Raw genomic sequence first — 23,525 nt, forward strand, 5'->3', positions numbered from 1 at the left:
GTCCGTCCCGCCGGGAAATTGGCGCAATGAAGGTGAGTAGCGACATAGGGGCGGCGTTTGCCGCCGGTGGGGGCAAGTGTCGGTGGACACTGGAATACTGGGGGCCATGGACGCCTATACACCCAGCATTGATTCGGACTTGCGCTCCGCTGCCACTTCCATCCTGCGTTCCCTGGTCGGCCGGGACGATGCGCAGTTCCACGACGGCCAGTTCGAGGCCATTGAGGCACTGGTGGCCGGTGGCCGCCGGGCACTGGTGGTGCAGCGCACCGGCTGGGGAAAATCCGCGGTGTACTTCGTGGCCTCGCTGCTGCTGCGGGCCCGGGGAGCTGGTCCCACGCTGATCGTCTCCCCGCTGCTGGCGTTGATGCGCGACCAGGTCGCCGCCGCCTCCCGGGCCGGGGTGCGGGCCGAGGCCATCAACTCCGCCAACGCCCTGGACTGGCAGTCGATTGCCCAGAAGCTCGACAACGACGAGCTGGACGTGCTGCTGGTGTCCCCGGAGCGGCTGAACAACCCGGTCTTCCGCGACACCCAGCTGCCGGCGCTGGTGGCGCGGATGGGCCTGCTGGTCATTGACGAGGCGCACTGCATCTCCGACTGGGGCCATGACTTCCGTCCCGACTACCGCCGCATCAAGGACCTCATCCAGGCGTTGCCGGGCAACGTCCCGGTGCTGGCCACCACCGCCACGGCCAACGAGCGGGTGGTCCACGACGTGCAGGAGCAACTGGCCGTGGGAGGCGCCGAGGTCTTCACGCTGCGCGGCTCGCTGGCCCGCGAGTCCCTGCGCCTGGGCGTGCTGCGCCTGGCCTCGCCGCGCTCGCAGTTCGCCTGGCTGCTGACGCACCTGAACGACTTCCACGGCTCGGGCATCATCTACACGCTGACCGTCTCCGCGGCCGAGGACATCACCCGGCTCCTGGCCGAGGCCGGGCACAAGGTGCTCGCGTACTCGGGTCGCACTGACACCGAGGAACGCCACCGTGCCGAAACCGCGCTGAAGAATAACGAGGTCAAGGCGCTGGTGGCCACCAGCGCGCTGGGCATGGGCTTTGACAAGCCGGACCTGGGCTTCGTCATCCACGTCGGGGCGCCCAGTTCCCCGGTGGCCTACTACCAGCAGGTGGGCCGCGCCGGCCGCGGCAGCATCAACGCAGACGTCCTGCTGCTTCCGGGCCCGGAGGACCGCGAGATCTGGCGATACTTCGCCACAAGTTCCATGCCGGACCAGCAGAAGGCCAACGCCGTGCTGCAGGAACTCGCCGCCACGTCCGGGCCGCTGTCGGTGCCCGCGCTCGAGGCCCGGGTCAACATCAAGCGCACGCCGCTTGAGCTGCTGCTGAAGGTGCTGGCCGTGGACGGCGCCGTGGAACGGGTCTCCGGAGGGTGGATCGGTTCGGGCGCCCAGTGGTTCTACGATGCCGAACGCTACACCCGGGTGGCTGCCGCCCGCGTGGCCGAGCAGAACGCGATGCTCGATTACGAAAACCTGAAAACCTGCCGCATGGAATTCCTGTCCCGGGCCCTTGACGACCCGGCCGCTGCCCCGTGCGGTCGCTGCGACAACTGCGCGGGCGTCTGGTTCAGCGATGACATCCAGGCCTCCGCCAAGGACTCGGCGCAGACTGCCCTGGGCAGGGTCGGGGCCCTGGTTGAGGCACGTCGGATGTATCCCGGCGGCATGGAAAAACTGGGTGTTCCGCTCAAGGGCAAGATCAAGCCCGAGTTCCAGGCCGAGGACGGACGGGCCCTGGCCCGGCTGACCGACCTGGGCTGGGGCGGCCGGTTGCGTGCCCTGCTCGAAAGCACGGACGAGCCGGATGCACCGGTGCCCCAGGCCATGCTCGATGCCTGCGTGAAGGTGCTCAGCGAGTGGAAATGGTCGACCAGGCCAGTCGCGGTGGTCTCCATGCCCTCGCGCTCCCGCCCGCAACTGGTCGGATCGTTCGCCCAAGGCATTTCCACCATCGGCCGGCTGCCTTACCTGGGGCAGTTGGAATACCGGGATCATGGGCCGCGCGGCGGCTCGGGCGGCAACTCGGCCTTCAGGCTCGCTGCGGTCTGGGACCAGTTCGTGGTTCCTGCCGAAATGGCCGAGAAGTTGGCCGGCGCCCCGGGCCCGATCCTGCTCCTCGACGACCTGGCTGACAGCCGGTGGTCGATGACCGAGGCGGCCAGGATCCTGCGCGAGGCCGGGGCCCCCGGGGTGCTTCCGTTTGTGCTGGGCGTGGCCGGCTAACGGCGTTCGCGAGGCGGCACGTTTGCCGAAGGTTTCGGGGCGTGCCGGCAGGGTGGCGGCCCGCGGCAAGATTCGTGGCCGGCAGCTATGTTTATGCGTCCGAGCTGCTCCTAGAATGGGGCCAACGCAGAGTCATGAATGCGTTTGCCACAATCCAAGGAAGTGTTGCTATGGCTGAATTCATGGATGTCCACAACCACATGCAGGGCTTGTCCGCAGCGGACCTCAAGGCTGCGCACGAGGCTGATCTCGCCCTCCAGGGCGAGGAAGGCGTGGAATTCAAGAAGGCGTGGGCCGACCCGGTCAGCGGGAAGATCTTCTGCCTCTCTGAAGGCCCCTCCGCTGAAGCGGTCCAACGGGTCCACGAGCGGGCCGGCCACCTGGCCGACGAGATCTACGAGGTGCCGCTGGTGGTCTGAACCCTGATGCGGCCACAAGGACCACAAGGAGTACCGGTCCACCGGCAAAAGTGAATAGGGGGGAATCGGGTCGCGTTGCCGCGGGCTTGGCAGCGGCAACGCGACCCGATTGCCACTTGAACAGACCTGGAGGCGGACGCCCGCCATGGAGCGCTCTCGTATTTGAGTGGAAGCGGCCGATGGAACATGGCCTGCGGGTCCGGGCAGGGACAATCTTTGGTCCGTGCTACTTAGCGCTGGGTCTCGCCGGGCCGTACGCTAGAGATATGGAAATTCTGCTTTGGGTCGTCGTCCCGCTGCTCATTCTCGGTCTTGCGTGGATGGGACTGAAGAAGCTGCGTATCAAGAACTCGGCCGAGGTTTCTGCTGCAATCACCCCGGAATCGGCGCAGGCCGCAGCCGCGCAGCTGACCGGGGAAGGACACCGAGCCGTCTACAAGTCCTTGGCCCAGGGCGATTTCATGGCAGCGGTGCAAAACTACAAGGCCATGACCGGGGAAGGCTACAAGGCCAGCATCATCGCGGTGCGGAGCCTGGAACGTTTCCCACAGGTCCGCAAGGAACCAGACCTCGGACCCACCATTGCCCAGCAGCTCGAAGCGGAACGCGAGGCGGCGAAGGCCGCGGAGCCCCAGGTCCCGCAGGTGCAGGAGCCCAGCGCGGCGACCGGCATCCCGAGCGAGCCCGTCCCGCCCCATGACTCCACTCCGGCTTCCGCGAATGAGCAGAACCTCGAGGACGCATGGGTGGTGCCCAGTGAATGGGCCGAGGAATTTGGAAGCGACGCGGAGCGGACCTCCACGCAGTTCAAGGTCTCCTACCTGGTGGACGGGGAATCCCGGGAGTTCGCCAGCGAGGACCTTCCGCCGGCCGAATACGACCAGTTCCTGTCGCTGGTGCGGGACAACGACCTGCCCGGGGCCGCGGGACTGATCGCCAAGCATTCGGGCCTGGAACAGGCCGAGATCCTGAAGATGCTTGCGGCTTCCCCGCTGGGTGGAGGCCAAGCCTCCACCGCGAACATTGCCGACTTCAGCTTCGAGGGACAGGGACCGGACGGCGCCGTGAAGTTCAGCATCAACGACCTGGTGGAACCCGAACGTTCGGAGTTGCTGGACCACTTGCGCTTGGGTGAGCTGGACGAAGCAACCACCATTGTCGTCCGCCACACGGGCCTGCCCGATGAGATGGTGCGAACCCTGCTCAACGCATTCGGGGACGGCGACAAGTAGATCCCCTAGCGGGATCCCCAAGGGGACCGCTTGAGGCCCCGTGCACCTGGAGCCCCGAAGGGGCCGGGTATGCGCGGTTTTGTCTTTGCCGAGGCAAATTTCCCGCAGCGGCGGTTCCTGCAGGTTAAACGAAAACAGCCCCGAAAAATCGAGGCTGTTTCAGCGGACACGGGGGGATTTGAACCCCCGGTCGAGTATAACCCCGACACTTCATTAGCAGTGAAGCCCATTCGGCCGCTCTGGCACGTGTCCATATTGCTGTTTCCAGCTCCCCTAGACTACCCAAAGCTGGCGCGCCGCACAAAACGAGCCCGAAAGGGCCGCAACAACCGCGCGGGAACGACCGACTGCCGCCGCCAATCGGAGGCCCGACGCGCTAACGTTGGCCGCATGGCAAGTGCTTCCAAATTGGTCACCGTGGCTGACCTCGACTTCAGCTCGCCCGACAAAACCCGTGTTTCGGTCGCGGCCCGGCTTGGGCTGCTTCTGGAAGACGGCGGCAGTGTTCTGCTGCTCGACAACCGCGGGTGGTCGACCAGCCAGCATTGGGCGGACGCATCGGTTGGCGACATCGAAAAGAGAGCATTCGATCTCATGGGACCCGATGCCCCGACGGAGGACCAAGACAAGGAAGGGATGGCCACGGAGTATTGGGAATCCCTGAGTGAAATCCTGGAACAACTGGATCTCGACATCGGCCCCGCCGAACTTCGCGAGCTGCCCCACGAAGTCCGGCTGAGCCACCGTCTGCTCAAGCGACTCGATGCCGCACTCGACGACCTGGGCGGCACGCGCACCGGAAGATGAATCAGTCGGCGACGTGCCGCCAGAGGAACTCGTAGCTGGTCGCCAGCATGGTTGCGGTCGCGCCGTTGTCGCTGGCCCCGGCATGCCCGCCGTCAAGGGACTCGTGGTAACGGACATTGCCGACACCCATGTCCATCATCTTCGCCGCCATCTTCCGGGCCTGCACCGGGCCGACCCGGTCGTCGCTGGTGGCGCTCCAAATCAGCGAGGCCGGGTAGGCGGTCCCCTCCGGGAGTGCATCGTCGAGCCGGTGGTACGGGGAGAACGTGCGAACAAATTCCCAGTCAGCGGGCACCTCCGGGTCGCCGTACTCGGCAATCCATGAATGCCCGGCGGCCAGACGCGTGTACCTGCGCATGTCCAGCAACGGGACACCGCAGGAGATGGCCCCAAAAAGCTCCGGGTAGCCGGTGATCATGTTGCCCATCAGCAGCCCGCCGTTGGAACGACCCGTCGCGGCCAGGTGTTTGCGCGAGGTGACCCCGCGGTTGATGAGGTCGCGGGCAATGGCCGCGAAGTCCTCGTAGGCGCGGTGCCTGTTTTCCCGCAGCGCAGCCCGGTGCCAGCGCGGCCCGTACTCGCCGCCGCCGCGGATGTTGGCCACCACGTAGCTGCCGCGACGCCCCTGTTCCGTGCGGCGAACCAGCCAGCCGGGCCCCAACGCACCGAGGTAGCTCGGGGTCAAGCTGGCCTGGAACCCGCCATAGCCGTTCATCAGCACCGGGTTCTTCCCGTCCAGCGGAAGCTCGTGCGGTGACACCTGGAAGTAGGGGACGCGGGTTCCGTCATCGGAAACGGCAAAGTGCTGAGTGACCTCGAAGTCTTCGGCATCGAAACGAGCCGGTGCGCTCTTCACCGGCAACGGGGTTGGGTCGTTGGCCGCGTCCGGGCCGACGGTACCGCGTGCCAGGGTGGTGGGCGTGAGGAACCCGGTGAGGGTCAACCAAAAATCCTCGCCGCATTCGGGATCCTCGTCGTCCACGGCCGAAATGCTGAAGCTGTGCAACGGGGCACCGACGTTCAGGGTGCGAAGCGCGAAGTTGCGGGCGGGATCGCAGATCAGGATCTGGGAGGAGACGTCTTGCAGGACGTTGAGCAGGATGTGGCTGGCGGTGAAGTCAATGGATTGCAGGGAGGCGGAGTCCGTGGGGACGAAGATCTCGCGAAGGGCCCCGGTGCCGGCCATGAATCCCTCGAGCTCTGCCAGGACCAGTGAGCCGGGAATGTGGGTGACCCCGTTGCGGGTCCAGGGGGTTTGCGGGGAGAAGATCACCCATCCACGATGCAGCGAGACCCCGACGTCGGTGGGGACGTCAAGGTGCACCCATTCATCGCCGCTGCGCACGTAGGTCTTGGAATTGTAGAAATCGATGACGTCGTGGGCCACGTCGCGTTCGAACCCCGGGGTCGAATCATGGGAAACATAGGCCAGGACGTGCGACTGGTCGATGGCGAAGATTTCCTCGGCCTCGGCCAGCTCCTGGCCGCGCGACAGTCGGCGCACGGTGCGGGCATACGATGACAGCGTGAGCGATCCTTCCCCGACATCGGTGGCGACAAACAAGGTGTCCGCATCCGCCCAGGAGACGTTGGTCTTGGCGACCGGCAAGTCGAAGCCTCCGGCGACAAAGGCCAGGGTTGGCAGGTCGAATTCCCGCACGCGCACCTGGTCCCCGCCGTCGGGGGAGAGCTTGACCAGCGCCCGGGTGTACTCCGTGCCAGCTGCCGGGCGGAGCATCTGCGCCCCGGAGTAGACCCAGTCGATTCCCTCGGCCGCTGCCAGTGCATCCACATCCAGCAGGATTTCCCACTCCGGCTCCTGTTGCTGGTACGACTCCCAGCTGGTGCGCCGCCACAATCCCTTGGGGTGCTGCGAATCGCGCCAGAAGTTGTAGTAGTGCTCCCCGCGCTTGGTGACCATGGGGATCCTGTCGGCGGCGTCCAGCACCGTGAGGATGGCATCCTTGGTGGCGGCGAAATCCGCGTCGAAGAGTTCTTCCTCGGTGCGGTCGTTCTGGCCGACCACCCAATCCATGGAGCGGTCCGAGTCCAGTTCCTCGAGCCACAGGAATGGGTCCTCAAGAGTGTTCTTGGACGCCTGGGCTTGGGCGTGCTGCACGAGGGCATCCGAGGCCGGGGCTTCGGAACTGCCGGTCATTTCGGCGAGGCTGGCGGACGCGGGGGTTTCAAGGTGAGGGGTGCTCATATGGACAGTCTAGGGAAACCGGCTGTTTGGGCACTGGGGATTCGTAATCGATTCGTTATATGACTCGTGGTGGGATGCCCCTTTTTGTCGGGGTAGGTGGGTAGGTTGAGCAGAAGGTCTCAGTTTCGTCGAATAGGGGAAAACGATGCAGTTCGGAGAACGGCTAGCAGCGCTGGCGGCAAAGATTCAGCAGCAACGCAACATCATAGAAACCGAGGAAGCCACGAAGAACGCATTCATCATGCCGTTCATTTCGACGATCCTCGGGTATGACGTGTTCAACCCGCTGGAAGTTGTCCCCGAGTACACCGCCGACGTCGGGATCAAGAAGGGCGAAAAGATTGACTACGCCATCATGCTTGGTGGCGAGGTGCAGATCCTGATCGAGTGCAAGCGTTCGGTCGGTGGCCTGAAGTATGAACATGCATCGCAGCTCTACCGGTACTTTGCCGCTACAACCGCAAGAATCGCGATTCTGACCAACGGTGAGGTCTACCAGTTCTATACCGACCTCGATGCCCCGAACAAGATGGACGCGAAGCCGTTCCTGATCCTCGACATGAACGACATCGACGAAACACTGATCCCGGAGCTACGCAAGCTGTCCCGTGATGCGTTCGATCTTGAATCCATAGTCAGCGCCGCGGAGGAACTCCGCTACGTCGGGGAGATCAAGCGCGCCATCGCCGCCAACTTCCAGGAACCAACGGCGGAGTGGGTCAAATTCCTGTCTGCTGGCGTCTACGAGGGTCAATTTACGCAGCGGGTTCGCGAGCAATTCACAGTCCTCGTGGCCAAGGCCACGAAGCAATACCTTGCGGATCAAGTCAACGACCGCCTCAAGGCGGCGCTCGGAGAACCGAACATCCCCATGATGTCGAGTACGGAAGCGGCCGCCAGCGTAACCAGCGAATCCGTGGTCGAAGCAGACCTTGAACCGGACGACGGCGTTGAAACGACGCTGGAAGAACTCGAAGGCTTCCACATTGTTCGTGCCATAGTTTGCAAGAACGTCAAGGTCAACCGTATTGCGCACCGAGATGCGAAGTCTTATTTTGCGGTACTGCTCGATGACAATAACCGCAAACCGATAGCCCGGCTGCACTTCAACAGGGCGCAAAAATACCTGGGGCTGTTTGGGGAAGACAAGACAGAATCGCGCATCCCCATTGAAAGCCTCGACGAAATCTACCTGCATTCAGATGCCCTGCGCGCCACGGTGGAAAGCTATGAAGCGGCGTAGCCGAAAGGGATAGATGTCTTGAACCAGCGGTTCGCTTGGGCACGAACTTCAAATCCCGTGTCCAAGCGGACCGATACGGCATGACGGCAGACTAGGCTGAAACCGTGAGTGAGCAGCAGAATCCCGGTCGAGAACCGTATGTCATTGCCGTTGTGGGAGCCGGACCGCGTGGCACCTCGGTTCTTGAGCGCTTGGCATCCGAGCTGGGGCGCACCCGGAACCATTCGCGCGCGATCACCGTGGTCGTCTTCGATGTCCACGACCCGGGTGCCGGGCATGTCTGGAGCACGTCCCAGTCCAGGCTCTTCCTGATGAACACCCCGGCAGGATTCCCCACCGTTGCCCCGGAACGGGAAGCCCCGGGCGAACCGGGCTTGAGCTTCGACCAATGGCGTCTGGCCGGCGGCGACGGCGCGGTGCTCAGCAGCGTGGAAGGCGAGGAACTGGAACGGATGGGCCGGGGAACCTACCCGCCACGGGCCCTCTACGGAAGGTATCTGCGCCACGTCTTTGACCGGTCGGTGGCGGCACTGCGCGCCAACACTGCCGTGATGGAGGTGCGTGTGGAGCGCGCCGAGATCACGGCCCTGCACCGCGGCGCGGCCGACTACCTGCTGACCGGGCACCGGATCGATGGCACCGGCGCACAAACACCACACTCCGGCGATGCCCTTGAACTGCGTGCCGACGCCGTGGTGCTGGCATTGGGCCACGTTCCGGCACACCTGAACCCGGCACAGCAGGCAATGGCCCAGGCCGCTGACGACGCCGGTCTGGCCTACCAGGGTCCCAACGTTCCCGGGGACGTCGCCTGGGACAAGGTTCCAGCGGGGGAAACCGTCTTGGTCCGCGGCCTGGGACTGAACTTCTTTGACGTGATGATTGCCCTGACCGTGGGGCGCGGCGGACAGTTCAATGAAATCAACGGGGGCCCGGGGCGTGCCCTGGAATACTGGCCCTCGGGCCGGGAACCACGGATCGCGGCGGCCTCCCGCCGCGGAACGCCGTACCGCGCAAAATCCTGCATCGAGGAGTTCATCCCGGACTCCGTGAGCCTGCGCTACCTGGACTTCGACGTGATCGTCCAGAAGGTTGCCGAGGCCCGGGCACTGAACCCGGAAGCAGCCGTCCGCTTTGACGCGCACGTCTGGCCATTGCTGCACCGCGACGTCCTGCTGGCCTACTACCGCACCGCGGCCAAGCGACACCCGTCCCGCTTCGAGGTGGACCCGGATGAATTCGTGGACAACTTGATTGCGGTGCTCGACGCCGAACACCAGGCAGGCTCCCAGGTGTGGTTGGAGGGCGCTCGCCGGCTCGTGGACGAGCAGGCACCCGTCTTGGGATTCCTTGATGTCCCTCGGCTGGGCCACCCCTTCGCCGAACGCGGTTTTTCCTCCTTGAAGGAATACCAGAAGGCCGTCATGGAGTACCTGGAGGTCGATGCGATCTCTTCGGTGGAAGGCGAGAAAGACCCGTTGAAGATGGCCATTGCCACCTTGAACGCCGGGCGCATGGTCGTCAAGAAGATGATCGCCGAGCGACTGATCTCGGACGAGTCGCGCCAGAGCGAGGTGCAGGGATGGTTTGAACCGCTGGTCGAGGGCCTGGCCTCCGGTCCTCCGCTGCAACGCATCGAGGAACTCGCAGCCTTGGCCCGGGCCAACATCGTGGAGTTCATCGGCCCGGACCCGGAATTCGAGATTGACCGGCCTTCCGGGGTGTTCACCGCTTCATCGCCGTGGGTCGACGCCCCGGCGTGTACGGCGCGCACGCTCATTGAGGCCATGATGCCGGCCAACCGCGTGCTGCAGACTGCCTCGCCGTTGCTGCGGCAGCTGCTCGACGATGGCTTGGCCACCGCGTTCCACATGCGCAACGACCAAGGAGAACCGTTCCCGGGCTCGGGACTCGAGGTCATGGGCGAGCCCTACCGGATGGTTGATGCCCAGGGGGTGGCGCACCGGGCGATCTTTGTGCTCGGGCTCCAGCTTTCCTCCGCACAATGGGGCACCGCCATCGCGGCCCAGGCCGGGGCCGCGCTCGACGGTGCGGCCCGGACCCTGGGCGACGCCCAGGACATTGCCCGGGAACTGCTGCGCCTGAGCCAGGTCCAGGACTTGAACCAGCCGCGCTGAGAAACAAGCCCCAGAGCATGGAACGAAATGGCCAAAGGGGAGGGACCGGACGCCAAGGCCCGCTCCCTCCCCGCGCAGGGAATTTCCAAGCCCTGCTACACGCCCACCAGCTTCAAGGTGGCCCCGCAACAATCGGTGATCGCAGCAACCCTGCCGAACTCGGAATCCTGCGGGCCCTCGGTCACGGTGCCGCCGTTGGCCACCACGGTCGCGCAAGCCGCATCCACGTCATCCACGTCATCCACGCCCCAATAGGTCACCCAGAATCCGGGGACCTCGACCGGCAGGAAGCCGGAGGCGTCCATCAGCCCCGCCTTGGCATCGTCGCCCTGCCCGTAGGTGGTGTACTTGAATTCCGGGGAATCGGCCATCACGTGGGTGTCCCAGCCAAAGGCCTTGGAATAGAACTCCACCGCCGCCGGATAGTCCTTCGAGTACAGCTCGTGCCACGCCGGGGTGCCGTGCTCGGAGTCGGCACCGAAGCCCTGGTGCTCCTGGGGCTGCCACACGCCGAACGCGGCGCCGCCGGCATCAAGGAAGATGCCCATGTGCCCGAACGGGGCCACATGCATCGGCGGCATCAGGACCTTGCCGCCCGCGCCTTGGACGCTGGCCTCGGTGGCGGCGATGTCATCGCTCTTTAGGTACAGCGACCAGATGTTGGGGATGCCGCCGAAATCCGGATTGTGCGGAGACATTCCCGCCACCAGCCGCCCGTCGCGCCGGGCGCTGAGATATCCGCCGTACTCCTCCGCAACGGGCTCATCGAACTCCCAGCCGAAGAGGGCCGCATAGAATTTCTTGCTCGCATCGATATCCGAGCTCATGATGTCGGTCCAGACCGGGTTTCCGGCGGGGGTGGTATCGCGCAGGGGCATTTTCGAACGCTTCCAATCTTGGGGTTGCCGTTGGTTCGTGAACCGGGAATCCTGCCTGCCCGGTTGCCATGAATCCTACGTGCCGCACCCGGTGCTGACCATGGCCTGCGGGTTAACGAAAGGAGTCGGTTCCCGTTGGCACGGGAACCGACTCCTTGAATGGCACGGATGGTAAGAGATTTGAATTCTTTAAAGTGCTATGGGAAGTCGAAAAAAACCTGTAATCACTCGGATTTGCATCACTCCAGGTAACAACATTTGATGCATGACGTGGGCAAATGATGGGCATTTCGCCATTCGTCGCCCCGCCTGCCTACACTCGAATCAATCGCTCGCAAGTTAGGAATCCAGCATGAAACGCGTACTGAAGCACCGACTAACAATCAGCTTGGCGGTACTCGCCGTCGTGATAGCGGCCGGAAGCTACGTTCCCAGCTCCACCTACCCGGTAGCGTTCGGCATCATCTGGGCTGTTTGCGCGGTAACGCTCGGGTACGCCGTAGTCTCCATCCGCAGGGACTTGAATGATGCGTAACAAGGTTGCTGCGCTGCTCGCTGCGGCCCTCGCACTGACCGGATGCACCTCAAGTATGGAAGTATCGTCTGAGCCTCATCGGACCCACTCCGTCGCGCCAGTGAATGAAGACCTCTCACAGAAATGGGCGGACGCCCAGATCAACCACTTCTTGAACGGCTACGGCGCGGCAAGCTTCCGGGGATTCCTGGAAGGAACTCCGCACCGGAATATCGACTCTTGGTCTTCTCCTGAAGAAGGTGTCCTGGTAGTTGTGCTGTCGAGCAACAACTGGGAAGAAAAGTACCTCAGTTCTCTCTCCTTCGACATGATGGGCAAAGCCGGCTGGACAGACCACAGCTTGAAGCTGGTCCGCGTCACTTCCCACGACGGCTCGATGTGGGCGGACACCCAGCGCGCCGACATCAATGGACTCCACTAATCCACCTGCCAGAGCGTCCCGCCGGATCGCAAGATCCGGTTGGGCGCTTTGGCGCTTAGCGGCTGTAGCCCAAGAACTCCTGCTATCCAAGGCTGAGCCGGCATTGCGGCCAGCCACTGCCAATTCCGGCATTTCCGTCAAGGTTGTAGGACGTGGCGTTTGCCGTGAAGACGCTGGACCTCTAGGCAGAGCCGTTCGATGACGACTTGGACGCCGTTGCCATGGCCCTGGATGCCGCCGTCCCAAGATGACTTCTGCCCAAAGTGTTTGTTTTCGGGCACAAGAAAGGCCCCTGCCCCCTTGTAAGCAAAGGGAAGCCGGGGCCTTATCCGTGAGCGGATGGTAAGAGATTTGAACTCTTGGTACGGGGTTACCGCACACTGGTTTTCAAGACCAGCTCCTTAGGCCGCTCGGACAACCATCCAGACCCAAAAAGTATACGCCAGCCCCGAGGTGCCGCCGGACCGCCACGCCCCGGCAGTCACAAACGGGAGCCGGAATTCCCCGGGGGTTAGAGTGACCCCAGCAAGACAGGACGCGGGCGCCGGGGCCCTGAAACACGGGTCTCCGGGCCGTGCCGCGAGCGAAGCCAACGAAGTCGGGAGACGACCATGACGATGATGCGTGCCATTGAATACCGCGGTGCCGGCGGCCCCGAGGTTCTCACCGAGGTCGATCGGCCCATGCCGGTCCCCGGGCCCGGGGAAGTGCTGATCAAGGTGGCGGCCTTCGGACTGAACCGTGCCGACGTGCAGCAGCGCCGGGGCGTGTACCCGCCTCCGCCCGGTGCCAGCGACATTCCCGGGCTCGAGGTTTCGGGCACCGTCGAGTCGCTGGGGGAGGGCACCGGGGGACTTGCGGTGGGCCAGCGGGTCTGCGCCCTGTTGGCCGGCGGCGGCTACGCCCAGTACGTGGCGGTTGCCGCGGGGCAGGTCCTTTCGGTTCCCGAGACCGTGGACCTGGTTGACGCCGCGGGCTTCATGGAGGTCGCATGCACCGTGGTGTCCAACCTCTTCCTGGAAGCCGGGCTGGCCCGCGGCGACACGGTGCTGCTGCACGGCGGAGCCGGAGGCATCGGGTCCATGGCCATCCAATTGGCCGTGGCCGCCGGGGCCAAGGTCCTGGTGACCGCCTCCAGCGAGGAAAAGATCGCCCACTGCCTGGCGCTTGGTGCGACGGCGGGCATCAACTACCGCGAAGAGGACTTTGCCGCGCGCACCAAGGATCTCACGGACGGCACCGGTGCGGACGTGATCCTTGACGTCGTGGGTGCGAAGTACCTGGAGGCCAATGTGGGTGCGCTGGCCAAGGACGGGACCCTGGTGGTCATCGGTCTGCAGGGAGGCGCCAAGGCGGAACTGAACCTCGGGGTGTTGATGGCCAAGCGTGCCCGTGTCGTGGGCACCACGCTGCGTGCCCGGCCGCTGGAACAAAAGGCGGAGATCGTCGCGGCGGTGAAGGACCACGCCCTGCCGATGCTGGCCGACGGACGCCTTGCCCTGTCCATCGACCGCCGCTTCCCCTTCACCCAGGCCCGTTCGGCGCATGAATACTTCGATTCGGGGAAGCACACGGGGAAAATCATCGTAAAGACCTGAATCTGTTTTTCCCAAGGGCTACGGTGTATGACATGGGGTGGTGTCGCGGACCACAAGTATCCGCGGCATGTGCCCACAGGACCACTCGCATCGTCCGATCCAACAGTCACTTGAGAGGAAAACATGAGCACGTCTCAACCTTCTGCTCCCGAGCTTCCCCCGGCAGGTGTGGATCCGCAGGTCGCGGATGCCGAGGAACGCAAATGGACGCCGGCCAAGATCGCCCTGTGGGTGGCGATTTCGCTGCTCGGCGGCGTCGCCTGGGCCATCCTCGCGTTCTCCCGCGGGGAAACCATCAACGCGATCTGGTTCGTGTTCGCCGCGGTGTGCACCTATCTGGTGGCCTACCGTTTCTACTCCAAGTTCATCGAGCGCAAGATCGCCAAGCCCAATGACTTCAGGGCGACCCCGGCCGAATACAACAACAACGGCCGCGACTTCATGCCGACCGACCGCCGCGTGCTCTTCGGGCACCACTTCGCCGCGATCGCCGGTGCCGGGCCGCTGGTCGGCCCGATCCTTGCCGCCCAGATGGGCTACCTTCCGGGCACCATCTGGATCATCATCGGCGTGGTGCTGGCCGGTGCCGTCCAGGACTACCTGGTCATGTTCTTCTCGATGCGCCGGGGAGGGCGCTCGCTGGGACAGATGGCCCGCGAGGAACTCGGCGTCATCGGCGGCACCGCCGCACTGATCGCGACCCTGGCCATCATGGTCATCATCGTTGCCATCCTGGCCCTGGTCGTGGTCAACGCACTGGGCGAATCCGCCTGGGGCGTCTACTCGGTCGGCCTGACCATCCCGATCGCCCTGTTCATGGGCGTCTACCTGCGCTTCATCCGCCCGGGCAAGGTCCTGGAGATCTCCGTGATCGGCTTTGCGCTGCTGATGTTCGCCATCATCTCCGGACGCTGGGTTGCCGAATCCGCATGGGGTGCCGAGCTCTTCCACATGGACCGCACCACCCTGGCCTGGTTCATCATCATCTACGGCTTCATCGCCGCGGTGCTTCCGGTGTGGCTGCTGCTGGCCCCGCGCGACTACCTCTCCACGTTCATGAAGATCGGTGTCATCGGCCTGCTGGCCATCGCGATCCTCGTGGTGCGCCCGGAAATCACCGTTCCGGCGATCTCCGAGTTCGCGGGCTCCGACAAGGGCCCCGTGGTTGCCGGGCACCTCTTCCCGTTCCTGTTTGTCACCATCGCCTGTGGCGCCCTGTCCGGGTTCCACGCACTGATCGCCTCGGGCACCACCCCGAAGATGGTGGAAAAGGAACGACAGACCCGCTTCCTGGGCTACGGCGGCATGCTCATGGAGTCCTTCGTGGCCATCATGGCGCTGGTTGCGGCGATCTCCATCGACCGCGGCATCTACTTCGCGATGAACTCCTCCGCGGCCGCCACCGGCGGCACCGTGGAGGGCGCCGTGGCGTTCGTGAACTCGCTGGGCCTGACCGGTGTGAACCTGACCCCGAGCATGCTCACCGACCTGGCCGCGGGCGTGGGTGAGGAATCGGTGGTCTCACGGACCGGCGGCGCACCGACCCTGGCCGTGGGCATCGCGCACATCATGCACCAGTGGTTCGGCGGCGTGAACCTGATGGGCTTCTGGTACCACTTCGCGATCATGTTCGAGGCATTGTTCATCCTCACCGCGGTGGATGCCGGCACGCGCGTGGCCCGCTTCATGCTGCAGGACACCATCGGCAACTTCATCCCCAGGTTCAAGGACACCTCGTGGCGTCCCGGGGCCTGGGCGTGCACTGCCATCATGGTCGCGGCCTGGGGATACATCCTCATCCTGGGCGTCACCGACCCCCTGGGCGGAATCAACACCTTCTTCCCGCTCTTCGGCATCGCCAACCAGCTGCTGGCCGCCATCGCGCTGGCCGTGGTCATGGCCATCGTGGCCAAGCGCGGGAACTTCAGGTACCTGTGGATCGTGGTGCTGCCGCTGGCCTTCGCCACGGTGGTCACCGTGTACGCCTCGTTCCTGAAGATCTTCTCCACGGTCCCGGCCGTGGGCTACTTCGCCCAGCACAACGCACACAAGGGCGCCCTCGAACGCGGGGAAACCAGCTTCGGTTCCGCCAAGAACGTCGAGGCCATGGAGGCCGTGGTGCGCAACACCGGCGTGCAGGGATGGCTCTCGGTGATCTTCCTGGTGCTCTCGGTGATCGTGATCATCGCGGCGATCATCGCCACCATCCGGGCCTACCCCAACGGCGGCGGCAAGAACACCGAGGACCCGGAGATCCCCTCAAGGATCTACGCACCGGCCGGCCTGGTTTCTTCCCCGGCGGAGAAGGAGCTGGAGAAGGCCTGGAAGCAGGTCGCCCCGGAACACCGGATCGCACGAGGAGGACACTGAGCATGGACACCGCAGGGGCAACCCCGCAGGGTGCCGGAACCTCCGCACTGGTGCGCGGGCTGTGCGCCGTCGGCAACGCAGCCCGCGGCCTCGGGCGCTACCTGGAGGGAGTGCTGGGCGCGGACAAATACCGGGTCTACCTGGAACACCAGGCCCGCACGCATCCGGGCGTCGAACCCATGGGCGAGCGCGAATTCTGGCGCGACTACACCGACTGGCAGGAGAAAAACCCGCAAGGCCGGTGCTGCTGATCCCCCAGGGGGTCGCACCGCTTGATGAAGGCCACGGGCCGGTGGACCACAGGTCCGCCGGCCCGTGGCGTGTGACGTGCCCGGAACCACCGGAGAAATCTTCGGACCGGGCGCAGGGATCACATGGCAAGATGGAGCCATGAGCGAGCACAGTGAACAGATCCCCGATCCCCACGCCGCATCCAACGCTTCCGAGCCCGACGACGCGTCGTGGGCGAACCTGGCGGCGGCCGCGGCCGGAACCCGTCCCGGCGCCCAGCCGGCGGGCCCCGCGGCCCGGCCCGGCGAACCCGGCGCCGAGGGCAAGCACGCCCCGGGCAAGGACGCGGTGCAAGTGGTGAGCATCGGGGAGCCGGCCAAGCTCATGCGCATCGGCGGGATGATCAAGCAGCTGCTCGACGAGGTGCGCTCGGCGCCGCTGGATGCCGAAGCCCGCGCCCGCATGGCCGACATCCACGAACGCTCCGTCCACGAACTGGAGAGCGGGCTGTCCCCGGAGCTCGCCGAGGAACTGCACCGCATCCGGCTGCCCTTCGCCGACGGGGAGACCCCCTCGGCCGCGGAGCTGCGCGTGGCCCAGGCCCAGCTGGTGGGCTGGCTCGAGGGCGTCTTCCACGGGCTGCAGGCCGCGATGGCAGCCCAGCAACTGGCCAACCAGCAGCTGGCCCAGCGCATGGCCATGCGCCAGCTTCCCCCGGGCACGCAGGTGGCCCCGGGCATCGTCATCAACGAGCAGGGCGAACCCGAACGCATGGGCGCACCCGGCCACGGCACCGGACCGGGCCCGCAGTCACCCACCCAGGGCCAGGGAACCGAGGGCGACGGCGGTTTTGGGCAATACCTCTAGACTGGATTTGCACGAGGGAACAACTCCCGCGGCATTAACGAAGGCACACACGTAGATGGGTTTGTTCTCCGCAGCGCGCAGCGCACGCCGCGACAACAAGGAACTCGGCGACGGGGTCTGGCGCCGGGCCTACGACAGGTTCGGGCGCTCGCTTGACCGGGTGCACCAGATCCTCGAGGGCATCGAAGACGACGACCTGCACAACGCGTTGGTCCTGATCGCCAACCACCTGGCCGACCTGCAGTCCCGGGTGCGCACGGTGTGCGTGGCCGCCCAGGCCCAATGCCCCAGCGACGACCAGAACATCCCCAACGAACTCCACGAGGTGCACCGGCTGCTGTCCAAGGCCGCCAACGACCTGGCCACCACCGCGCAGGTAGCCGCCATGTCGCGCATGGATGGCGAGCGCTGGGGCTACGCGTCGGCGGGGTTGGAGAACGTCGCGATGCGCGCCGACCTGGTCGCCGACGGGATCGCCGCGGCCGAGGCCGAGCTGGCCCGGCACCAGGGGCCCTTGGCCGGCTAGGGTCCCGCGCCGGTAGTTCGTTGTAGAAGTCGTCCGAGCGATCCGAGGATGTGTTCGGCGGTCGTGGGTCTGCTCCGTGGTTTTTTGTCTGCCCATTCCTCGGCGAGGATGGCGTAGACGTACTCGTTGGTCCATTCACCTTTCCACCAGGCTGACTTGTGGTGGTGGGCCTCGCGGCGCATGCCGATGCGTTCGAGCAGTGCGACCGAGCGGTCGTTGCGGGTGTCGCACGCGGCGGAGATCCGGTGCACCTCGTGCTCGGTGAACAACAGCGACATGACCGCGCCCAGGGCCTCCGTGGCGAACCCGCGGCCTTGCGCGTCAACGGCGAGGGTGAACCCGACGGTGGCCTGGCGGGCCTGGTCGCCTTCGACGCGGACCGCGATGTCGCCGATGAGCCGCCCACCGGTCTCGATGCCGGTCTGGAGCCACACACCGGGTTGGCCGAATCGCACGTTGCGCATCTGGGCGAAGAGCACCCGGGCGCAGTCGAGGGTGTATGGCGTCTCCCATGACTGGTAGCGGGCCTGCGCCGGGTCGCTTCGGTACGCCGCCAGTGCGTCGTCGTCGTCGTTGGTCATTCGGCGCAGCACCAGATGCTCGGTGGCGGCCCGGATCTCCGCGGTCACAGTGATCAGTTCCTTGGGGTAGGGGGATGCAGGGCGTCAGGCGTCGCGTCGGTGCAGCGTGACGGCGGCCGCCGCGATGGGGATGACAGCGTAGCCGACGGTGCGGTGGGCCTGTGTGCGCATTCGATGACCGGGACCTGCCGGTAGGGGCCTTGGAAGGCCCCTACCGGCGTCCCAGTGGTAGTTGGTGTAAAACCGCCAGGAGGCCCACACTGCGGCACCGAGGCAGATGGCTCCGAACAGGACGGGGACTGCTCTTGAGTTCACGCTTGCTGCTGGGCGCGATCGGCCTCACGGCGGGTCGGCATGGTCGCCGACGGTGCGGTGCGGGGCCAGCTCCAGGCGGAGCGCAGTATGAAGGCCAGGAGCAGCACCTCGAGTCCGATGGAGAGGCCGTAGAAGGAGGCCCAGTCCAAGGACACCCCTGACGCGTTGAACACCGTGACGGGGATGTAGAGCGACGCCACGACAAGGTTCGTGGCGCGGTTCACCCGGGCGGGCAACGTCATGGAGAGCATCACCATCAGGGCCGGGATCCCTACGAGCGCGAGGAAAATGGTCAACAATGTCCCGCTGATGTCGAACACAAAGACGTTGCCGGCGAGGATGTCGTCGATGACGCCGGCCTTGTAGAGGTGGAAGTAGTCGACGTAGATGTAGAAGAACATGAAGCTGGTCCAGGCTGCGGCGAGCTTGGCTTGCACTGGGATCCGCTGGTCTTCCAGTGTGGTGGTGGTGGGTTGACGTGTTCTCATCGTGGGCTCCGTTGTTGTAGTGAGGATCGGTGGTTCCACTATCGCTGAGCCCGGTGGCGGGCACATCGGCCCGGAGGCCGGCGTTCGCCTGGCCGATTGCACGGTCTCTGTCTCGTACTTTCGGCTGATCCGCCGCTGCCGCGCTGTCGCTATGCTGGACAGATGGTGACGAAGGCGCTGCGCTCGTTGTGGGCCGAGACTCGACCGGCGAACCCTCCGCGGCGGGTGTGGCGAGACTGGGCTGTCGTGGCGGTTCTCGTCTCGGGCTCGTTCGTCGAGATGCTGCTGCGCGAGGACAAAGCCTGGGCGCCCTTGGTCGTCAGCGTCAGCCTCGTGGTGGCAGCGTGCCTGCTGTGGCGGCGCACGAGTCCGCTGGCCGCGGTCGCCGTCGCCTTCGGAGCCCTGCTTGCCTTCGACATAGCGAGGATCGTGGCCGTCGATACCACCGGCCTGCAGAGCATCGCCGGGGTGCTCGTGCTGCCCTACGCCCTCCTGCGCTGGGGGGCAGGTCGCGAGGCTGCACTCGGACTCGGCATCATCCTCATCTGGCTGCCCGTCACCCTCGTAGTGGACCCGACCTCACCTGCGGAGAAGGTTGCCGGTTACAGCTTCTTCCTGTTCGCCGCAGCCCTGGGCGCCGCAATCCGCTACCACGCGAAGACGCGCATCCGCGACATCGACGTGGCCAAGGCCCGGGAGCGCGAGCAGCTGGCGCGTGACCTCCACGACACGGTCGCCCACCACGTCTCCGGCATCGTCATCCAGGCCCAGGCCGGGCGTGCCGTCGCAACGTCGCACCCCGAGCGTGCCACTGAGGTCCTTGCTGTCATCGAGGACGCGGCCTCGCGAACGCTGACCGAGTTGCGCACCATGGTCGGTGTCCTGCGCGCCTCCGAGGGGGCGGACTTCGCGCCACGCCCGGGCGTAGCTGACCTCGGGCGGCTCGCCGGTCAAGCCGAGGGAGGGCCACAGGTCGACGTGGAGCTGTCCGGTGAGCTCGACGATCTCAGCCCCGCGGTCGGGGCCACACTCTACCGCCTGGCCCAGGAATCGATCACCAACGCACGACGACACGCCCGACACGCGACCCTGGTCACCGTGCATGTCGACGGTGACACCGAGCGGGTGCGGCTGACCGTCGACGACGATGGGGACCCCAGCACGGCCGGTGGCACCACGGGTGGCTACGGCCTGGTCGGTATGCGGGAACGAGCCACACTGCTGGGCGGAACGTTCCAGGCCGGCCCGACCGCCGCCCGCGGCTGGCGGGTCGAGGCGATGCTGCCCCGCATCGGAGACACAGCATGAGCATTCGGGTGCTCATCGCCGACGACCAGGCCATCGTGCGCTCCGGCCTGACGATGCTCCTGAACGCCCAACCCGACATCGAGGTGATCGGCGCCGCCGCCGATGGGCTCCAAGCAGTGAGCCTGGCCCGTCAACTGCGCCCCGACGTGTGCCTGTTCGACATCCGTATGCCGTTGATGGACGGCATCGAAGCCACCCGTCAGCTCGCTGGCCCCGACGTCGCCGACCCATTGCCGATCGTGGTGATCACCACGTTCGACCTCGACGAGTACGTCCACGGGGCGCTCAAGGCCGGTGCCCGCGGGTTCCTGCTCAAGGACGCCGGACCCGCGCTACTGACCCAGGCAATCCACGCTGCAGCCGACGGTGAAGCCCTGATCGCATCCAGCGTCACCGTCCGCCTGCTCGCAGCCTTCGCCGACTCATCGACCGGAGCGCCCGCCCAGCCGGTCGAACCGCCCACCGACCGCGAAGAAGAAGTCTTCGTCCAAGTGGCCCGGGGCCAGACCAACAACGAGATCGCCGCTGATCTCCACATCAGTCCCAGCACCGTCAAGACCCACCTGGCCAGCCTGATGCGCAAGCTCGGCGCCCGCAACCGCGTCGAGGTGGCCATGTGGGCTCACGAGACCGGCCGCATCCAAGGTTGAAGAGCAACACGGCCAAAGCTGATGGCGCTGCCATAGGCACGGTCGGAGGCCATAGAGAGTGTTGAGATGATGAACCCATGAACGAGCTGCGATCGCATGGAACAGCTGCAGAACGACACGTGCCCTCGGTCGGACGTCGAGCCACCGCTGTCGGACTGCGCGGGCTCGCCTTCTTCCAACTGGCACTCGCGACAGGCGCCCCGTGGGGTCGCGCCAGTTATGGGGGCGCGCATCCCGGAGTACTGCCGGACCACCTCCGAGTCGTCAGCGCCGGTGCCACACTGCTCTATTCCGGACTGTCGTGGGCTGTGGTGAGCACGCGGACGCCGGTGCAACTGCGCCGACGACTTCTCACTGGGGTCGCCGGCCTCATGGGCGTCGGCGCAGTCGTGAACGGCATCTCTCCCTCCTGGCCAGGGCGGGCCATCTGGACGCCGATCGCGGCCCTGTTGGCACTGTCCGCTTGGCGCGCGCGTCGACAGGTAGCGCCTCAGCCACCCTCTACTCCCTGCCGGCGCAACAACGTGATCGGTCCACACATCCTCGGATCACTCGGGCGACTTCTACAACGAACTACCGGCGCGGGACACTAGGCTATTTGGCCAGTGCCTCGAACTGGATGACCTCCCCGGAGTATTCCCCGCAGGTTCCGTTGGTGGCGGTGGGGAATCCCGTGAATTCGGCAGTGGGCGTGTCCCCGGTGTCCAAGATGAACGTCGAATCGTCTCCCTCGCCGAGCCACCCGTCGCGCGGCATGATCCGCAACGGGTACCCGGCCACGGGGCTCTCCTGTCCGGCGAACTCTGCAATCGACGCCGACGCGGTGGACCGCTCGGGGAACGACAGGATCTTGACTCCCTGGCGCGTGGAGGCCGCGATGCAGGAACGGGCCTGGGCATCGGTGTGGGAATGGAAGGCCTTGGCCTTGAATCGCTCGGTGGTGCCCGACGGTTTGCCGGTGTAGGCGTAGATCATCTTGAAGGTCGCGAACTGGGCTAGCACCGTGCCGTTGTATTCGACGTCGGGACGCTGCAGGTAGGTCCCGTCAAGCGTCTTCAGGCTCTTGGCCTCGCCCACGGAGTCGGCAGCGAGCCGCGCAGGATCCGAGACCAAGACGCCGTAGGGTCCCGGCACCGGGGTGATGAGGCTCGGCTTCGCATCGGTGCTGGCCACGACCACCAGCATCCCTTCCCCTGCCTGATCGCCCAGCGCGGCGGCGTCGGAGGCATCCAGCGCGATCGGCAGCCAGGGATCGGTGGCCTGGAACAACGCCTCGCCCTCGCCCAAGGCGGCGGAGGGCATCAGCAGCCAGCCGGTGCTGCGTGCCACGGGCGCGTCCGAGGGCAACGCCGGTCGCAACCATCCGGTGATGCGCACGCCGCCGGCTTCCGAGAAGGCATTCAGCCTCGCGTTGTCGTCCGGGTTGAAGTAGCTTTCCGACGGAGTGGGTGTGGGAGTGGGTGCCACGGCCGGGGGAGCAGCAGGCTGCGGGGCATCCCCCCACGGACCAAGCACCCCGACCCCGGCTACAACCGCACCGGCCGCGGCAACCGCGAGGATGGCCACCGCCCGCCGGTGGTTCCTCGACCGGGGGTGCCGTCCGGTTTCCCGTGCCAGTGCGGTGCCCCTCGCAGTCCCCGGTGCCGCTGGGGAGGGACGTTGGGAAAACACCGGCGCATAGTCGCCGCCGGGGATGGCGGCGGTCTGGGCGCGGCTGCGGGCCAGGGCACTGTCATGCTCCGCGCCGCAGGGGTCGGAGCCACGAAGCAGCGCCGCCAGCGACGGATCAAGCTCGTCGTTGGCTGGGGGGACTGGAAGGGTGTTCATGGCCGTACCGCCTTTCGAGTGGGCCCGTGCTGGGTGGATTCCGATTCGAGGGCCGCCGCAAAGGACTTGCGTGCCCGGTGCAGGCGCACGCGGACGGCGCCGGGGCTCGCCCCGAGGATCACGGCGATCTCCTCGGAGGTGAACGAATCCCAGTAGGTGAGCAGCAGCAGCTCGCGCTCGGTTTCCTTCAGGGCCGCCAGGCCCAGGGCCACCAAAGGGTTCTGCACCGCGGGGCGTTGGTGCGCCAGGGAAAGGGCCGTGCGCAGCTTCGTGGCCTTCGCCGATACCCGGTAGGCGTTGCGCAGCAGGTTCCGGGCAATGGCCACCACGTAGGGCACCTGCGGGTGTGCGCCGTCGAGCACCTTCTCCCAGACGATCACGAAAACCTCGCCGGTCAGGTCCTCGGCCAGGTGCGCCGGAAGGATCCGCCGGGCCAGGTACCTGTACACGGTGTCGTGGCAGGCCGCATGCACGGCGGCGAAACGTTCCTCGGCGCTTGGCGCCGGCCGCGGTAGTGTCGTCATTCCCTCCATACTGCACTTATGTCCGCAGGTGGGCGCAGTGTTACACGCACCCAGGAAATTCCTTGTTTCGCCCAGCGCTGATCATTCCCGCCGACGCCAATTCCAGTCAATGCACGGTG

General features: G+C 65.7%; 20 protein-coding genes and 2 tRNA genes. 14 read left to right on the forward strand and 8 right to left on the reverse strand.

The window, feature by feature from the left end; genetic code table 11:
• The first annotated feature begins 106 nt into the window (after positions 1-106).
• From FPY90_RS16575 to FPY90_RS16585, 3 genes are all read left to right on the forward strand, one after another.
• Positions 107-2,242: a RecQ family ATP-dependent DNA helicase gene (locus tag FPY90_RS16575; RefSeq protein WP_498682221.1), complete on the forward strand. Its 2,136-nt coding sequence runs from the start codon at positions 107-109 to the stop codon at positions 2,240-2,242.
• 170 nt (positions 2,243-2,412) lie between these two features.
• Positions 2,413-2,661, forward strand: coding sequence for an SCO4226 family nickel-binding protein (locus FPY90_RS16580; RefSeq protein WP_498682222.1), 249 nt, complete (start codon positions 2,413-2,415; stop codon positions 2,659-2,661).
• Positions 2,662-2,927: 266 nt separating this feature from the next.
• Positions 2,928-3,893: a hypothetical protein gene (locus FPY90_RS16585; RefSeq protein ID WP_498682223.1), complete on the forward strand. Its 966-nt coding sequence runs from the start codon at positions 2,928-2,930 to the stop codon at positions 3,891-3,893.
• Positions 3,894-4,056: 163 nt separating this feature from the next.
• On the opposite strand, the gene FPY90_RS16590 is transcribed toward FPY90_RS16585, so the two are convergent.
• Positions 4,057-4,145, reverse strand: a tRNA-Ser gene (locus tag FPY90_RS16590).
• Positions 4,146-4,310: 165 nt separating this feature from the next.
• Here FPY90_RS16590 and FPY90_RS16595 point away from each other — a divergent pair.
• The gene (locus FPY90_RS16595) at positions 4,311-4,700 is read left to right on the forward strand and encodes a hypothetical protein (RefSeq protein WP_498682226.1); all 390 of its coding nucleotides are present in this window, start codon (positions 4,311-4,313) and stop codon (positions 4,698-4,700) included.
• A 1-nt stretch (position 4,701) separates the two neighbouring features.
• On the opposite strand, the gene FPY90_RS16600 is transcribed toward FPY90_RS16595, so the two are convergent.
• Complete coding sequence (locus tag FPY90_RS16600) at positions 4,702-6,906, reverse strand: prolyl oligopeptidase family serine peptidase (RefSeq protein ID WP_498682230.1); 2,205 nt, start codon at positions 6,904-6,906, stop codon at positions 4,702-4,704.
• A gap of 145 nt (positions 6,907-7,051) precedes the next feature.
• Here FPY90_RS16600 and FPY90_RS16605 point away from each other — a divergent pair, with 145 nt between their 5' ends.
• Together FPY90_RS16605 and FPY90_RS16610 are read left to right on the forward strand one after the other, a co-directional pair.
• Complete coding sequence (locus tag FPY90_RS16605; protein ID WP_498682232.1) at positions 7,052-8,149, forward strand: type I restriction endonuclease; 1,098 nt, start codon at positions 7,052-7,054, stop codon at positions 8,147-8,149.
• Between the two features lie 104 nt (positions 8,150-8,253).
• Positions 8,254-10,287, forward strand: coding sequence for an FAD/NAD(P)-binding protein (locus FPY90_RS16610; RefSeq protein ID WP_498682234.1), 2,034 nt, complete (start codon positions 8,254-8,256; stop codon positions 10,285-10,287).
• A 95-nt stretch (positions 10,288-10,382) separates the two neighbouring features.
• Here FPY90_RS16610 and FPY90_RS16615 read toward each other — a convergent pair whose 3' ends face one another.
• Positions 10,383-11,165, reverse strand: a complete 783-nt coding sequence (locus FPY90_RS16615) for a VOC family protein (protein WP_498682236.1) — start codon at positions 11,163-11,165, stop codon at positions 10,383-10,385.
• Between the two features lie 524 nt (positions 11,166-11,689).
• Here FPY90_RS16615 and FPY90_RS16620 point away from each other — a divergent pair.
• On the forward strand, positions 11,690-12,121 hold the full coding sequence (locus tag FPY90_RS16620) for a hypothetical protein (protein ID WP_498682237.1): 432 nt from the start codon (positions 11,690-11,692) through the stop codon (positions 12,119-12,121).
• A 336-nt stretch (positions 12,122-12,457) separates the two neighbouring features.
• Here FPY90_RS16620 and FPY90_RS16625 read toward each other — a convergent pair.
• Positions 12,458-12,545: transfer RNA gene (locus FPY90_RS16625), tRNA-Ser, on the reverse strand.
• 196 nt (positions 12,546-12,741) lie between these two features.
• On the opposite strand from FPY90_RS16625, the gene FPY90_RS16630 reads away from it, so the two are divergent.
• The 5 genes from FPY90_RS16630 to FPY90_RS16650 all read left to right on the forward strand — a co-directional run bounded on the left by FPY90_RS16630 (position 12,742) and on the right by FPY90_RS16650 (position 17,713).
• Positions 12,742-13,719, forward strand: coding sequence for an NAD(P)H-quinone oxidoreductase (locus FPY90_RS16630; RefSeq protein WP_498685607.1), 978 nt, complete (start codon positions 12,742-12,744; stop codon positions 13,717-13,719).
• Between the two features lie 123 nt (positions 13,720-13,842).
• Complete coding sequence (locus tag FPY90_RS16635) at positions 13,843-16,089, forward strand: carbon starvation CstA family protein (protein ID WP_498682238.1); 2,247 nt, start codon at positions 13,843-13,845, stop codon at positions 16,087-16,089.
• Between the two features lie 2 nt (positions 16,090-16,091).
• The gene (locus FPY90_RS16640) at positions 16,092-16,340 is read left to right on the forward strand and encodes a YbdD/YjiX family protein (RefSeq protein WP_071214840.1); all 249 of its coding nucleotides are present in this window, start codon (positions 16,092-16,094) and stop codon (positions 16,338-16,340) included.
• 139 nt (positions 16,341-16,479) lie between these two features.
• Positions 16,480-17,187, forward strand: a complete 708-nt coding sequence (locus FPY90_RS16645) for a proteasome activator (protein ID WP_071214841.1) — start codon at positions 16,480-16,482, stop codon at positions 17,185-17,187.
• Positions 17,188-17,242: 55 nt separating this feature from the next.
• Positions 17,243-17,713, forward strand: a complete 471-nt coding sequence (locus tag FPY90_RS16650) for a hypothetical protein (RefSeq protein ID WP_071214842.1) — start codon at positions 17,243-17,245, stop codon at positions 17,711-17,713.
• Here the strand turns inward: FPY90_RS16650 and FPY90_RS16655 are convergent.
• The gene (locus FPY90_RS16655; RefSeq protein ID WP_498682242.1) at positions 17,710-18,342 is read right to left on the reverse strand and encodes a GNAT family N-acetyltransferase; all 633 of its coding nucleotides are present in this window, start codon (positions 18,340-18,342) and stop codon (positions 17,710-17,712) included. The genes FPY90_RS16650 and FPY90_RS16655 overlap by 4 nt on opposite strands.
• 263 nt (positions 18,343-18,605) lie before the next feature.
• Positions 18,606-19,097 carry a DUF6326 family protein gene (locus FPY90_RS16660; RefSeq protein ID WP_071214844.1) on the reverse strand — a complete coding sequence of 164 codons (492 nt, stop codon included), beginning with the start codon at positions 19,095-19,097 and terminating at the stop codon, positions 18,606-18,608.
• Positions 19,098-19,322: 225 nt separating this feature from the next.
• On the opposite strand from FPY90_RS16660, the gene FPY90_RS16665 reads away from it, so the two are divergent.
• A complete protein-coding gene (locus FPY90_RS16665) occupies positions 19,323-20,405 on the forward strand; it encodes a sensor histidine kinase (protein ID WP_498682244.1) in 1,083 nt (360 codons plus the stop codon).
• Positions 20,402-21,055 carry a response regulator gene (locus FPY90_RS16670; RefSeq protein ID WP_498682246.1) on the forward strand — a complete coding sequence of 218 codons (654 nt, stop codon included), beginning with the start codon at positions 20,402-20,404 and terminating at the stop codon, positions 21,053-21,055. Before FPY90_RS16665 ends, FPY90_RS16670 begins: the two co-directional genes overlap by 4 nt.
• A 594-nt stretch (positions 21,056-21,649) precedes the next feature.
• Here FPY90_RS16670 and FPY90_RS16675 read toward each other — a convergent pair.
• Together FPY90_RS16675 and FPY90_RS16680 are read right to left on the reverse strand one after the other, a co-directional pair.
• Positions 21,650-22,882, reverse strand: a complete 1,233-nt coding sequence (locus tag FPY90_RS16675; protein WP_498682247.1) for a hypothetical protein — start codon at positions 22,880-22,882, stop codon at positions 21,650-21,652.
• Positions 22,879-23,406 carry an RNA polymerase sigma factor gene (locus tag FPY90_RS16680; protein ID WP_498682248.1) on the reverse strand — a complete coding sequence of 176 codons (528 nt, stop codon included), beginning with the start codon at positions 23,404-23,406 and terminating at the stop codon, positions 22,879-22,881. Before FPY90_RS16680 ends, FPY90_RS16675 begins: the two co-directional genes overlap by 4 nt.
• Between the last annotated feature and the right edge of the window lie 119 nt (positions 23,407-23,525).

It is taken from the genome of Arthrobacter sp. C2, assembly GCA_024207135.1.
Classification (GTDB): domain Bacteria; phylum Actinomycetota; class Actinomycetes; order Actinomycetales; family Micrococcaceae; genus Paeniglutamicibacter.

Coding starts and splice junctions, on each gene's coding strand:
- FPY90_RS16600 (WP_498682230.1), bottom strand. CDS start 6,906: ATGAGCACCCCTCACCTTGAAACCCCCGCGTCCGCCAGCCTCGCCGAA.
- FPY90_RS16620 (WP_498682237.1), top strand. CDS start 11,690: ATGATGCGTAACAAGGTTGCTGCGCTGCTCGCTGCGGCCCTCGCACTG.
- FPY90_RS16640 (WP_071214840.1), top strand. CDS start 16,092: ATGGACACCGCAGGGGCAACCCCGCAGGGTGCCGGAACCTCCGCACTG.
- FPY90_RS16680 (WP_498682248.1), bottom strand. CDS start 23,406: ATGACGACACTACCGCGGCCGGCGCCAAGCGCCGAGGAACGTTTCGCC.
- FPY90_RS16580 (WP_498682222.1), top strand. CDS start 2,413: ATGGCTGAATTCATGGATGTCCACAACCACATGCAGGGCTTGTCCGCA.
- FPY90_RS16605 (WP_498682232.1), top strand. CDS start 7,052: ATGCAGTTCGGAGAACGGCTAGCAGCGCTGGCGGCAAAGATTCAGCAG.
- FPY90_RS16670 (WP_498682246.1), top strand. CDS start 20,402: ATGAGCATTCGGGTGCTCATCGCCGACGACCAGGCCATCGTGCGCTCC.
- FPY90_RS16675 (WP_498682247.1), bottom strand. CDS start 22,882: ATGAACACCCTTCCAGTCCCCCCAGCCAACGACGAGCTTGATCCGTCG.
- FPY90_RS16635 (WP_498682238.1), top strand. CDS start 13,843: ATGAGCACGTCTCAACCTTCTGCTCCCGAGCTTCCCCCGGCAGGTGTG.
- FPY90_RS16650 (WP_071214842.1), top strand. CDS start 17,243: ATGGGTTTGTTCTCCGCAGCGCGCAGCGCACGCCGCGACAACAAGGAA.
- FPY90_RS16585 (WP_498682223.1), top strand. CDS start 2,928: ATGGAAATTCTGCTTTGGGTCGTCGTCCCGCTGCTCATTCTCGGTCTT.
- FPY90_RS16660 (WP_071214844.1), bottom strand. CDS start 19,097: ATGAGAACACGTCAACCCACCACCACCACACTGGAAGACCAGCGGATC.
- FPY90_RS16615 (WP_498682236.1), bottom strand. CDS start 11,165: ATGCCCCTGCGCGATACCACCCCCGCCGGAAACCCGGTCTGGACCGAC.
- FPY90_RS16645 (WP_071214841.1), top strand. CDS start 16,480: ATGAGCGAGCACAGTGAACAGATCCCCGATCCCCACGCCGCATCCAAC.
- FPY90_RS16630 (WP_498685607.1), top strand. CDS start 12,742: ATGCGTGCCATTGAATACCGCGGTGCCGGCGGCCCCGAGGTTCTCACC.
- FPY90_RS16575 (WP_498682221.1), top strand. CDS start 107: ATGGACGCCTATACACCCAGCATTGATTCGGACTTGCGCTCCGCTGCC.